General features: G+C 47.1%; 7 protein-coding genes. 4 read left to right on the plus strand and 3 right to left on the minus strand.

From position 1 onward, the window contains the following. Window positions 1-445 precede the first annotated feature (445 nt). The 3 genes from BN35_RS01385 to proS form a co-directional block, all read right to left on the minus strand. Window positions 446-2812: a C10 family peptidase gene (locus BN35_RS01385; RefSeq protein ID WP_025071812.1), complete on the minus strand. Its 2367-nt coding sequence runs from the start codon at window positions 2810-2812 to the stop codon at window positions 446-448. A gap of 229 nt (window positions 2813-3041) precedes the next feature. Continuing rightward, window positions 3042-4733, minus strand: a complete 1692-nt coding sequence (locus BN35_RS01390) for a putative transporter (RefSeq protein ID WP_025071811.1) — start codon at window positions 4731-4733, stop codon at window positions 3042-3044. Between the two features lie 158 nt (window positions 4734-4891). Next, window positions 4892-6373: a proline--tRNA ligase gene (gene proS / locus BN35_RS01395; RefSeq protein WP_025071810.1), complete on the minus strand. Its 1482-nt coding sequence runs from the start codon at window positions 6371-6373 to the stop codon at window positions 4892-4894. 192 nt (window positions 6374-6565) lie between these two features. Here proS and BN35_RS01400 point away from each other — a divergent pair, with 192 nt between their 5' ends. The 4 genes from BN35_RS01400 to ftcD all read left to right on the plus strand — a co-directional run bounded on the left by BN35_RS01400 (window position 6566) and on the right by ftcD (window position 13492). Further along, window positions 6566-7243, plus strand: coding sequence for an OmpA family protein (locus BN35_RS01400; RefSeq protein ID WP_025071809.1), 678 nt, complete (start codon window positions 6566-6568; stop codon window positions 7241-7243). A gap of 54 nt (window positions 7244-7297) precedes the next feature. Next, window positions 7298-8029, plus strand: a complete 732-nt coding sequence (gene mtgA, locus BN35_RS01405) for a monofunctional biosynthetic peptidoglycan transglycosylase (RefSeq protein WP_081411397.1) — start codon at window positions 7298-7300, stop codon at window positions 8027-8029. Continuing rightward, window positions 8026-10452 carry an ATP-dependent helicase gene (locus tag BN35_RS01410; RefSeq protein ID WP_028900729.1) on the plus strand — a complete coding sequence of 809 codons (2427 nt, stop codon included), beginning with the start codon at window positions 8026-8028 and terminating at the stop codon, window positions 10450-10452. Before mtgA ends, BN35_RS01410 begins: the two co-directional genes overlap by 4 nt. A gap of 1336 nt (window positions 10453-11788) precedes the next feature. After that, window positions 11789-13492, plus strand: a complete 1704-nt coding sequence (gene ftcD, locus BN35_RS01415) for a glutamate formimidoyltransferase (RefSeq protein WP_028900728.1) — start codon at window positions 11789-11791, stop codon at window positions 13490-13492. Window positions 13493-13505: the final 13 nt, after the last annotated feature.

Here is a 13505-nt window from a genome sequence, read left to right on the forward strand (position 1 = left end):
TAAAGACAGTTCCACTCACGATGCCGTCTATTCACCATGAGGCGGTATACAAGGACAGGGTTACCTTTCGACCAAACGGGACGACAGGTAACCCTGTTTCTTATACAGATCTTGCCATGGATGGCGTTTTCGTTTACAGCTAATGTGCTGAACAACAAATGTAAAGTTGGAGATGCATGCAATAGCCCATTCAACTCCGAAAAGGCGAGAGAATGTTGCTGTGCCTTGTCGAAAAGATGAATGGGCTGATGTGGATGTGGCTATTACTTAAGGGTGGTTCTATAAATTACCACCGTAAAGTTTTTTTCATGTCAGTCTTTTTACGTTTTGTCATCTTGCGGTCTCTTTTTGGTTCAATTTACTTGTTCGTTCAGTCGTATAGCTCGCTATACTCCTTCACTCACAAATAAATTGCCCACAAAAATAGCCTCGCAATCTGTCAAAGCTAATTTATAGAACCACCCTTAACTACTTTCTTGCCACCGATGATGTAGATGCCCTTTGGCAGTGACTTGAACAGTTGTTCGCCTTTACCTACCACTACACCTTGCAGGTTGTAAATGAACATCGGCTTGCGGCTGATGTGAGGTACATCGATTGCCGCTGGTGTGTCTTTTGCCATGTAGAACGGTGTCTTGAGAATGCGCTCCCATTTAGGTACGTATTTCATTCCACCTTGGATGAAGTCTTCTTGTTTCTCGACCTTATAGCCATCTACGTAAATGGCATATTGCGCCCCAACGGCAACGTTGTCTATCGAGAACGGTATTTCTTTCGTGCCGTTGGCGGGAATGATGTCTGCCAGCGAGATTTTGTTTTCAAGGTAAGCCTCGTTTGTATTGCCTTTCTTGCAACGCAGCTCAATGTCGAATCCACCGCAATAGTCAGCATTCTCGCTGTTGGTCACAATGAGTTTTCCCTTCATGGCAGGAGCTTGGAAAGCATTTTCTTCACATTGTTCGATTTTCACCTCCACCGAAGGAAGTTTTTGCGACTTAGGTTCAGTAATGGTAATGTTTCCTTTAGAGCTGATAGTAGCGCCCGATTTACATTCGAAGGAATAGTCGAACTCTCCAACCTCCTTTGGATACAGCTCAAACACCACGTCTGTCGTCTGTCCTGCTGGCAGGAAGGTGGTGGTAGAAGCCACATAGTTATACTTGAAGAGCATGTCGAAGGTGTCGTACAGCTCGTCGCCTTTGTTCTCTATGGTGAGGGTGACGAACAGGGGACGTCCTGCCTCCTTGCTACCTTTCACGTCTACTTTCTTCACCTCTAAAACAGGCTTGGCAGTGGTGGTCTTCAGTTCCGTGTCGGTAATCTCTATCTCCTGCGCCATGTCTCCAATGCCGCCACAGGCTTTCCATTCGCTTTCGCCTTGTATGCGGTAAACGGGTAGCACGGTGTACTTTCCGTTGGCAAGGGTGTGCGGTATGTTGAAGTTCGTTTCGTTCATTTGTATCTTACCGTCGGTCTTGAACGTTGAGCTGAACAGCTTGACGGCGTTTATCAATCTACCTCCCTGCCAAAAGCCTAAGCCGCAATCGGCATCAAAGGTTTCGCCGTAATTGTTCACGCATTTCATGGTGATGTCAAAATCCGTGAAGTCATCGCTACTGTTCGAGCGACTTTGATCTTGCAGGGGCGTCATCTCCTTGACGTCCACAACTTTTGGAAATACCTCAGCACCTTCGCTTGGTCTGAACCCGATGATAGCTCCTTGCTCGCGCGTGTAGATACTGGGCAGTTGCTTAAATCCATATTCGCGTGGCGAAAGAACCGACAGGCGATAGTAGCCGTTGAATTGACCTCCCCAGCCCCAGTTGATGTGAAAGTAGTCGCCTTCCTTATAGCCATCGCAGACAAAGGCGTGACCATAGTTGTACACCACATCTTCGGCAAAGTAATAAACGGGTCGTTTGGCTTTCAACTCATTGTATATCAGATTGTACCATTCCTCACTGGTATAGCGGTCTCTGAAAACACGGTGCATGTCCTTAGAGTAGCCAAACAATCGGGTAAGGAACAATATCACGTTGTAGGAATCGGCGCCCGAATCATCAGCGGTATAATCCATATACACCGCCTGTCCCACATACCTCATCAGCTTAGCCACAGCGTCTTGCTGCTGCTGGGTGGTGGAAATGCGGTACGAAGGCAGTATGTCGTTCCACTCGAAGGTACTCTCGGCAAGTTCGGGAACTTGCAGACGAGCCGACGGAGCCGTGTAGGCAGGCATGGCGGGAGCCTTCTTTGGATACTGGTAATAGCCCATGATTTGGGCTGCTGCCGTGGCGACGCATCCCGTAACACAGTGCTTGTCTTTGTGCATGGGCGTTTGTTGGTTGTAGGGACCGTACTGGCTCCATGTGGTTTTTAGCAACGGGTCGATGGGCTGCAGCGTTCTGTTGGCACGTGTGGTGGCAGGCTTCGTGGTGGCAGGCATGTCGTTCAGCATGCTCACCTCCTGTCGATATTGTGCCAAGAGCATCTTGAGCGATGCAGGACATTGCTGCTCGTCGTATGTTCCCTCTTCTGCATAACCTAACACGTCAACCGTGCGGTCGTCGGCAGAGGCGATGACGAAGCCCTGTCCCTTACCTACGTTGAAAATGTAGTAAGCATTGGAACTTGCTACCTCGTTGAGCGAGGGCGCGGCTTGTGAAGCTCGTGTAGCAATCTGGGAGTTAGTACTTGCATGGCTCTTGATAAAAGCCAATGCAGCTTGTCGGGCTTGTTGTCTGCCCACAGGGGCGGAAAAAGCCACAGTTGTTGCGCATAGCAACGCTAAAGGTGTAAAAATTTTCCTCATATTTAATTTATTAGTATAAAAAGTAATTCTTTTTATGGCCTGTCGCTTAAATATGAGTATTCGTAAAATGTCTTTGTGGCTGCAAAGGTATAATAAAAAAACAAGTGCCGCAAATGTTTTTTAGAATTTGTAGCGTGTAACGGCTATATATGTGAAAAGCGAGGCAAGCACTGCAAATAGGGCGGTGCTTACCTCGCTGTAATTTGTGGGATTGGTAACTCTTTTTGCGCTATCCGCAACAGAAGAGGACAATCATTTGTGCCGTGAAGATACGCAGGAACATGCTAAGCGGATACACGGTAGAGTAGCCAATAGACGGTGCTTCGTGCGAGCAAACCGAGTTGGCGTACGCCAATGCGGGTGGGTCGGTGCAAGTACCTGCTAACATTCCCATGATGGTGAAGTAGTTGAACTTGTATTTTAAGCGGGCAATGGTTCCGATAATCAAAATAGGTATCACGGTGATAAGTACACCCGTGTACACATATTTCAATCCATCGCCTTCAACCACTGTCTCTACGAAGCTGGCTCCTGCCTTGATACCGACGCTGGCTAAGAACAACACCAAGCCTATTTCACGCAACATCATGTTGGCTGAGGTGGTAGTGTAGGTCACCAATTTCATCTTGTAGCCATAACGTCCAATGAGAATGGCGATAATCAAAGGACCGCCTGCAATACCCAACTTCAAAGGAACGGGCATGCCAGGGATGGAGATAGGAATACTTCCAAAGATGATACCGATGAAGACACCTATAAAGATGGTGGCGATGTTGGGCACATTGAGGTGCTTCACAGAGTTACCCATGACGTCGGCAACACGCTCTACGTTCTCCTCTGGACCAACCACCATCACACGGTCACCCACATGTAGGTGCAGATTCTGACTGGCAAAGAGGTCAATGCCTTGACGAGTGATACGGGTGATGTTGACACCGTAAACGCTGGCAAAGTGCATCTTGCCCAATATCTTACCATTCATAGATGAGTTGGTAATGACAATTCGTCTGGAAATCATGGGTTGCTTGGTGTCCTCTTCTTCCCATGGCAAATCGATGGTAGGACCTATGAACGCCTGTACGGCTTCGGCATCTGCCTCGGCACAAACGATGAGCAGCTCATCGTCTTTCTGAATAACGGTGTCACCGCGTGGGATTTCCAAGTTGCCCTCGTGCAACAAACGTGTACACACGAAGTCACGGTTGAGGAACTCCTTGATTTGTTGTAACGAGCGACCTGCAATATACGCATTGCTCACCTTGAGACGAATCTGACAAGGCTTGGCATTGGGGTTGTCTCCTTCGGCTTGCGACAGGTCATCGTCTTCGTCTTTCATATTGACTCTACAGATATAACGAATGGCAATAGTCGCTCCAATAATGCCCAACACACCGAGTGGATAGGCACAGGCATAACCGTTGGCTATCTGTGGCATGTCTTCTTTGGTAAATATCGCTGTGAGTGCTTCGTTGGCAGCACCCAAACCCGGCGTATTGGTGACGGCACCGTAGAGCGTTCCCACCATCATAGGAAGGTTGTGAGAATCGGACGTGTCGAAGAAAATGTAATAACAGGCAAACATCACTGCAATGTTAAGCAGGATGAGTGCTGTCGATAGCAAGTTGAGGGTCACACCTCCTCGCTTGAAACTCTCAAAAAATCCCGGTCCAACCTGTAAACCAATGCAGAAGACAAAGAGGATAAGACCAAAGTCTTGCACGAAAGTCAGGATATTAGTGGGACCAGTAAATCCCACATGACCAGCGACAATACCTGCAAACAATACAAAGGTAACGCCCAATGACACACCGCCAACCTTGATTTTACCTAACAGAACACCGACCGCTATAACGATGGCGTAGAGCAAAGCGATGTGTGCTACCGAATCGTTGTTCGTAAAAAGCGAAATAATCCAGTCCATTTTGAGTACTTAAACGCTGGGTTCTATAAATTTGTCTTGCCACGCTTTGTGTTTCCATGTGTTGCACCAAAATGGCAAGACGTAACCCTGCTGATATATCTTTAGTATAATTATATAAGGTGGTAATTTATAGAACCCACCTATCTATGAAGCCTTGTTTAATAACTCCGTGCAATGATGACCCGATATTTGGCAGGTTTGCCCGATACCATGTCCACGCCCGGTGTCTGTTCTACACCAAATGGCACGCAACGAATGGTGGCTTGCGTCTCCTCCTTAATCTTTGCTTCGGTTTCTTCAGTACCGTCCCAGTGGCAAAGGAAGAAGCCTCCGTCCTTGATTTTCTGCTTAAACTCGTCGTAATTTTCACATTCGTAGATGTGCGCATCTCTAAAGTCTTTGGCTTTCTTAAGGATGTTGGCTTGCATCTCCTCCAAAAGTTTGGGGATGTACTCCAAAATCTTCTCCAACGAAACAGTTTCCTTTTGCAGCGTGTCGCGTCGCATCACCTCGATGGTGTTGTTTTCCAAGTCGCGTCCACCCATCACCAAGCGCACAGGAACGCCTTTCAGTTCGTAGTCTGCAAACTTGAAACCGGGTCGCTTGGTGTCGTTGTCATCAAATTTCACGGTGATGCCCATGGCTCTCAAGCCGTCGATAATGGGTTTCAGTTGGTCGTGAATGGCTTTGAGTTGTTCGCTTGTTTTAGAGATAGGAACGATGACTACTTGGATAGGAGCCAAGCGTGGAGGCAATACTAAGCCGTTATCGTCGGAGTGGGTCATGATGAGTGCACCGATTAAGCGTGTCGAAACGCCCCAACTCGTCGCCCATACGTATTCGGGCTTGTTCTCTTTGTTGAGGTAGGTGACATCAAACGATTTGGCAAAGTTCTGTCCTAAGAAGTGACTGGTACCGCTCTGCAAAGCCTTACCGTCTTGCATCATCGCCTCAATGGTATAGGTGTCCAATGCACCTGCAAAGCGTTCGGTCTCGCTCTTCACGCCCTGAACCACGGGAACAGCCATCCATTGCTCAGCAAAGTCGGCATATACCTTGAGCATCTTCTGTGCTTCTTCCTCAGCTTCTTCACGTGTGGCATGGGCGGTGTGTCCCTCTTGCCATAAAAACTCTGAAGTTCTAAGGAATGGACGTGTGCGCATTTCCCAACGCATCACGTTGCACCATTGGTTGCACATCAAAGGCAGGTCGCGCCAAGACTTAATCCAGTTCTTGTACGTGTTCCAGATAATGGTTTCAGAAGTAGGGCGAATAATCAACTCTTCTTCGAGTTTTGCCGCAGGATCTACTTCCACACCCGTTCCCTCTTCGGAGGATTTCAGGCGATAGTGGGTCACTACAGCACATTCTTTCGCAAACCCTTTGACGTGTTCCGCCTCCTTACTAAGGAAGGATTTAGGAATCAGCAGAGGGAAATAGGCATTCTGTGCTCCCGTTTCCTTAAACATTTTGTCCAACTGCTGTTGCATTTTTTCCCATATCGCGTAGCCGTATGGCTTGATAACCATACATCCGCGTACAGCCGACTGTTCTGCCAAATCGGCTTTGATAACCAAGTCGTTATACCATTGACTATAGTTCTCCGAGCGCTTAGTCAATTCTTTTAATTCTTTTGCCATGTTCTGTTTGATGAATAATTAGCCCCTTACAAAAATAGGGAAATCCATAAATATCTTAGGAATATCCCGTTGTGGAATATTCGATGATTGCTTAATTTTGTCGCAAAAGTACAAAAAAATGTTGATATGGGTGAATATTGACATAAAAAGAATTATCTTTGCAATAAATAAACGATTAAAAAACGTAACATTATGAAGAAATTGAAAACAATGACACTGGCAATGTGTCTCATGACCGTATTTAGTTGTTCTACAAAACAAGGTACAGGAGCTTTGGCAGGTGCTGGTGGCGGTGCTGTTTTGGGAGCGATTATTGGTAAGATAGCAGGCAATGCAGGTGTAGGAGCTGCCATTGGTGGAGCTGTTGGTGCAGGTACTGGTGCCATTATTGGGCGTCACATGGATAAAGTAGCAGCTGAAACTGCAGCCCAAGTAGAGAATGCTAAAGTAGAAGAGGTAACCGATAAGAACGGCTTAAAGGCTGTGAAGGTCACTTTTGATAGCGGTATCTTGTTTGCTTCGAGCAAGGCTATTTTGAACCAAGCCAGCAAGAATGAATTGGCTAAGTTCTCTACTGTGTTAAAGAAGAACAGAGACTGCCACGTAGATATCTTAGGTCATACCGACTCTACAGGTAATGATGGCATCAATATTCCATTGAGCAACGACCGTGCACAGAGCGTAGTGAACTACCTCAAGAGCTGTGGTGTCTCTTCCAGTCAGTTCCAAAACGTGTCGGGTATGGGCAGCTCACAACCTGTAGCTACCAACGCAACCAAGGCTGGACGTCAGCAGAACCGCCGTGTAGAAGTGTATCTGTACGCAAGTCCTGAAATGGTAGAGAAGGCAAACGACGGTAAACTCAACTAAAATTTTATAAAACATTGAGGAGGGGTGCTGTTACTGGTGCCCCTTTTTGTTTGAATGATGAGCATTATAGGACGTTTTCTACGAAGAATCATCGTATTGTTTTTCACCTCTACTATTTTAGTAGTGGTGGCTTACCGCTTTATTCCTGTGTACATCACCCCGTTAATGGTGATACGATGTGTACAGCATGGCGAGTTGAAGATTCGACATCACTGGGTGCCTCTCGACCATATCTCCAAACACATGCCCGTTGCGGTGATGGCAAGTGAAGACCAACGCTTTCTGTTGCACCACGGCTTTGACTTCCAAGCCATAGAGAAAGCCGCCTCGCACAACCTGACCAACAAGTCGGGAAAGAAGCGCGGTGCCAGTACCATCACCCAACAAACTGCCAAGAATGTGTTTTTGTGGCCAGGTCGCTCATGGGTGCGCAAAGGTTTTGAGGTTTACTTCACCTTCCTTATTGAACTGATGTGGAGCAAACAGCGCATCATGGAAGTGTATCTTAACTCCATAGAGATGGGCGAGATGATATATGGCGTGGATGCGGTAGCTAAATATCATTTCGACACGACAGCCAGTGAGCTTTCCCGAGCAGACTGTGCACTGATTGCAGCTACCCTTCCAAACCCTATCAGGTTTAGCAGTAAGACGCCAAGTGCCTATATGCGGTTGCGACAGCGGAAGATAGAACACGAAATGAAGTTTGTTCCCTCATTTCCTAAAGAGGGAGAAGATATCAACCCCAACACCACGAAAGGGGGCATATACCATCGAAAGAAATGAAAGAGCTATTAGGACAATTGAACAAGAGTCAGCAAGCTGCCGTGACCTACAACGACGGTCCGCAGTTGGTCATCGCAGGAGCAGGGTCGGGAAAGACACGTGTCTTGACTTATAAGATAGCCTATCAGATACAACAAGGCATGAAACCTTGGAACATCTTGGCACTCACCTTTACCAATAAAGCCGCCAACGAGATGAAAGAGCGCATTGGACAATTGGTGGGACATCAGACAGCACGCTACATCAACATGGGCACTTTCCACTCTATCTTCGCAAGGATATTGCGGTCAGAGGCTACACAGGTAGGCTATCGGTCGGGCTTTACGATTTACGATGAGTCCGACTCTCGGTCGTTGCTCAAAGCCATTATCAAGGAAATGGAGCTGGATGATAAAATCTACAAGCCCGCTGGCGTACATGCTGTGATAAGCAATGCGAAGAACCGTCTCATTTCACCGCAGAGTTATGCAGCGAATGCCGAGCTGATGTTGCGTGACCAGAAGAGCCGTTGCTTCGAACTGCATCGCATCTATGATGTCTATGTGCAGCGTTGCAGAAAGGCAAATGCCATGGATTTCGATGATTTGTTGGTGTTGACGTATCAATTGTTCAAGACGCATGAGGATATTCGACAAAAATATGTGGAGCGTTTCCGCTATGTCTTGGTAGATGAATACCAAGATACCAATTATGCCCAGCAGTGCATTGTGTGGGAGTTAACCAAAGACCATCAGCACATCTGTGTGGTTGGCGACGATGCACAGAGCATTTATGGGTTCAGAGGAGCAAACATCGACAACATGCTCGACTTTGAACAGATTTACGAAGGGGCACGCTTGTTTAAGTTGGAACAGAACTACCGCTCCACGCAACACATTGTTAAGGCTGCAAACAGTCTCATCAAACATAACGAACGCCAAATTCCAAAGGATGTATATAGCGAGAACGACCAAGGAGAGAAGCTCCTTTTCAAGCCCGTGTATTCGGATAAAGAGGAGGCGTTGGTGGTGTGTAAGGATATCCAACGCATCATGCGCACTGATGGTGCAACCTATTCCGACTTTGCCATTCTCTACCGAACCAATGCGCAGAGTAGAAGTTTTGAGGAGGAGATGTTGCGACAGCACATTCCTTATCGCATCTACGGAGGCTTAAGTTTCTATCAGCGCAAAGAGATAAAGGACATCTTAGCCTACTTCCGATTAGTGGTGAATCCTGATGACGAAGAGGCTTTTAAGCGCATCATCAATTATCCCACACGAGGGATTGGCAACACCACGCTTCAGAAGATTGCTGCTTCGGCACAAGAACACGGCATCAGCTTCTGGCAAGTCATTGCGCAAGCGCCCACCTTATTGCCCACGGTGAACAAGGGTACACAGACAAAGTTGCTGCGCTTCAAAGAGTTGATAGAGGGCTTCATTGCTCAACTGAATCAGGCTGATGCGTTCAAGTTGGGGCGTGACATCCTCCAAACCAGTGGCATCAGTACCGATATCTATTCTAACAATGATCCAGAGGGATTGGCACGACAAGAGAATGTGAATGAACTGTTGGCAGGCTTGCAAGATTATACCGAGAGTAAGCGAGAGGAAGGCTTGGAACAGGAGGTGTATCTGCCCGATTATCTGCAAAGTGTCGCCCTGCTCACCGATTTGGATAGCGACGACGGGAGCGATAGTAAGGTGTCGCTCATGACCGTGCATGCCGCCAAAGGACTGGAGTTTCCCACTGTTTTTATCGTGGGATTGGAGGAGAATATCTTTCCAAGTCCTATGGCTGTCGATTCCCCTCGCGAATTAGAGGAAGAACGCCGATTGCTGTATGTGGCAATTACGCGTGCCGAAAAACATTGCATCCTCACGTCAGCAAAGAACCGCTGGCGGTATGGCAAACTGGAATTTGATACGCCCAGTAGATTTATCAAAGACATTGATTCACGTTTTATCCACATCGAAGCCGAAGAGGAAACGATCGATGAGTCCATCTTTGCGCCTTACAGTGGCAGTCACTTCTCGGGCGATGGCAATCGACGATATAGCGACCGCATGCAAAACTCCCGACCTGTGGCGAGTCAGTTCCAAGCCGATGTAAAACCGAAAATCACCTCTGTTCAGCGTCCTGAACAGGCTGTTGACCCCTTCTCATCCTCCTTTAAGCGCCAACTCCAGCAGGCAGGTGGAAACTTTAAGCGTGTCACTGACGCCATGACCAACGGTGGACGGGCAGCGGCAGCTTCTTCCTCTAATCCTGATGCCTCTGGCTTGCAGGAGGGGAGCACCATTGAGCACCAGCGTTTCGGCATTGGCACGGTACTCCGATTGGAGGGTGATGGTGAGAACAGAAAGGCTACGGTGGACTTCAAGCATGCGGGTACTAAGCAGTTGCTGCTCAAGTTCGCTCGCTTCAAGGTGCTGAAGTAGGTGACTGTTTGTCCACCTCCGCATGTGCTTTTGCGTGTGGGCAACTCTTCTGCATTGTTTGCCTCTTTCTTTGTTTGTTTGTCCTACCCATATCTTTTGCGTCTGGGCATCATTCTTGCGATATTTGTCTCCGCAGCAAGAAGATTTTGCTCGCCAATGTTTGCTGGATTTCTTCTAGTAGCTAAGGCAGCAGAAGCAAAGAGTGGTGCTGTGCATGTCCTTTTTATTTCCCTCTTTATTGTGTTACGTTATAAGTGAATAGTATTGTTTACCATGCACTTACACCGTTATTTTGAAGTATTACTGCATTTAGGCACAGGCTGTTTGTGATTGCAATAACGAGCCAATGAGATGGCGGATTTACCGCAACAGCATTTTGTGAGATTTCACGACACGTCCGTGTCGTTCCGTGTTCTTCCGTTGCGATGATGAAAAATATGTTTTCCGTTTCATCACACCAGCCGACTGGTGCGCTGCATTCCTCTCAAGTCCGTCGGCAGATTGCGTGCATTATCTTGTTGCGTTGATTCAAATTATTCACTTCATTCGCTGTTCAACAACACTGCCTTTCAATGAAAGAACCGTGCTGCTGCATCCGTATTTTGTTAATTTATTTCGCAATTTCAAATTTTCATTTTAGAAAAATATTCGTTGTCAGATAGTCTTTTTTGCCTTGTTTTTTGAGTGGAATCTCCTCATCTCATTGAGTTAAGCCGTCTATTTACCGCAAATTGTGGTTCAAAAGCATGCAAATTCTTGCCTTATTTCCATGCTTCAACGGTGTCAAAGCAATGAGTTAGCAGGTTCATCACAGGTGGTGTAGTAGTTAATCAGTTCATTCACAGGTGTTTGCAAAATTTGCGTATTTGTGCACAGTCCTGCGCTTGGTCGCAAATACGCGAGTATTGAGAGGGGTTGTTAAATTTTTTCACACTTTTACTCACCTACAGATGTTTGTGCAACTGGTCATTGATTTATCGCAACGGATTGTCACGGAATTACACGGTACGTCCGTGCCGTTCCGTGTCTTTCCGTTGCAATAACTACACCACGCACTTCCGACATCATATATGCAAGTCATGATTTTACACTCCTCCAAAACATGTCTATAAAATTATTTCATTCGCAGAACGCTTGCGTTCATTCGCATGCTTAACCTCTTTGCTTTCGTGTTTTTCGTTGTAAAACATCATCTTTCGATGAAGGAATTGTGAGACGAAAAAAAGAAGCAAACGATATTTAGCATACTTTACACGTATTTTTTTTGCTGGTTGATCCTTTTTTTATATCTTTACCACATCAAACGAAAAACAACTTAAACCTAATCATATTAAAAATGACAGAAAAACAACAAATCGTAGAGTGCGTCCCTAATTTTAGCGAGGGTCGCAACATGCATGTAATCAAGCAAATTACAGATGAGATTGAGCGCGTGAAGGGTGTTAAACTATTAGATGTAGACCCGGGTGAGGCTACCAATAGAACGGTGGTGACGTTTGTCGGTTCGCCCGATAATGTATTAGAAGCTGCATACCAAGCTGTGAAAAAGGCAGCCCAGCTCATTGATATGCGCAATCACCATGGAGCGCATCCACGAATGGGTGCCACAGATGTTTGTCCACTCATCCCAGTGGCTGGCATTACATTGGAAGAATGTGCAAAACTCGCACAGCAGTTGGCAGAGCGAATCGCCAACGAACTCAACGTACCTTGCTATTGTTACGAGGCTGCAGCACGGACGCCCGAGCGTAAGAACTTGGCTGTTTGCCGTGCAGGAGAATACGAGGCACTGCCAGAGAAGATGAATGACCCTGCCAAGGCACCCGACTTTGGGGCTCGTCCCTTTGACGAAGGTGTGGCACGCACAGGATGTACTGCCGTTGGCGCACGTGACTTTCTGATTGCTACCAACTTCAACCTCAATACAACCTCTACACGTCGCGCCAATGCCATTGCCTTTGACGTGCGTGAGAAGGGACGTCCACGCCGTGAGGGCAACTCTCCTGTGGGTAAGCCCATGAAGGATGAGCACGGCAAAACCATCATGATACCGGGTACCTTGAAAGGGACAAAGGCGATAGGGTGGTATATTGATGAATACGCTATTGCGCAAGTGTCTATGAATATCACGGATATCAACGCCACTCCATTGCACGTTGCCTTTGATGAGGTTTGCCGTTGTGCGCAGAACCGAGGCATCCGTGTCACGGGAACAGAGATAGTAGGACTGGTTCCTAAACGAACATTGATAGATGCAGGCAAGTACTTCTTGCGAAAACAGAACCGCTCTACTGGTATTCCAGAAGAAGATATCTTGACCATCGCTATCAAGTCGTTGGGATTAGACGACCTTAAACCATTCAATCCTCGTGAGAAGGTCATTGAATACCTGTTGGAGGACGATAACAAGAAAGCCAAACTGATAGACCTTACCGTGAAGGAGTTTGCCGATGAGACTTCGCGCGAGTCTCCTGCTCCCGGTGGTGGAACCATCTCCGCTTATATGGGTGCATTAGGTGCTACCTTAGGAACGATGGTTGCCAACCTGTCAAGTCACAAGGCAGGATGGGATGATCGCTGGGAAGAATTCAGCAACTGGGCAGACAAAGGACAGGAAATCAAGGTAGAGCTGATGCACCTTGTCGACGAGGATACCGAGGCTTTCAACCGCATCATGGCTGCCTTTGGCTTGCCTAAGAAGACGGACGAGGACAAAGCAGCCCGTTCCGCAGCAATTCAGGAAGCTACTCTTTATGCCACACAGGTACCTCTTCACACCATGAAGGCTGCCTATAAAGTGTTTGAACTCTGTAAGGCGATGGCACAAGAAGGCAACCCCAACAGCGTTTCTGATGCTGGTGTGGGCGTGTTGGCTGCCCGTGCTGCCGTTTTAGGAGCAGGACTCAATGTCAAGATTAACGCCTCTGGACTGAAAAATCGCGAGGTAGCCGACCAGTTGGTGGGTGAAGCTAATCAACTCATTGAAAAGGCAAACCAAGCCGAAGTAGAGATAATGAAAATAGTAGAAAGTAAATTATAAGACCTTAAAGATA

This window comes from Hoylesella timonensis 4401737 = DSM 22865 = JCM 15640 (genome assembly GCF_000455445.1).
GTDB lineage: Bacteria > Bacteroidota > Bacteroidia > Bacteroidales > Bacteroidaceae > Prevotella > Prevotella timonensis.

Coding starts and splice junctions, on each gene's coding strand:
- BN35_RS01385 (WP_025071812.1), bottom strand. CDS start 2,812: ATGAGGAAAATTTTTACACCTTTAGCGTTGCTATGCGCAACAACTGTG.
- BN35_RS01390 (WP_025071811.1), bottom strand. CDS start 4,733: ATGGACTGGATTATTTCGCTTTTTACGAACAACGATTCGGTAGCACAC.
- proS (WP_025071810.1), bottom strand. CDS start 6,373: ATGGCAAAAGAATTAAAAGAATTGACTAAGCGCTCGGAGAACTATAGT.
- BN35_RS01400 (WP_025071809.1), top strand. CDS start 6,566: ATGAAGAAATTGAAAACAATGACACTGGCAATGTGTCTCATGACCGTA.
- mtgA (WP_081411397.1), top strand. CDS start 7,298: ATGATGAGCATTATAGGACGTTTTCTACGAAGAATCATCGTATTGTTT.
- BN35_RS01410 (WP_028900729.1), top strand. CDS start 8,026: ATGAAAGAGCTATTAGGACAATTGAACAAGAGTCAGCAAGCTGCCGTG.
- ftcD (WP_028900728.1), top strand. CDS start 11,789: ATGACAGAAAAACAACAAATCGTAGAGTGCGTCCCTAATTTTAGCGAG.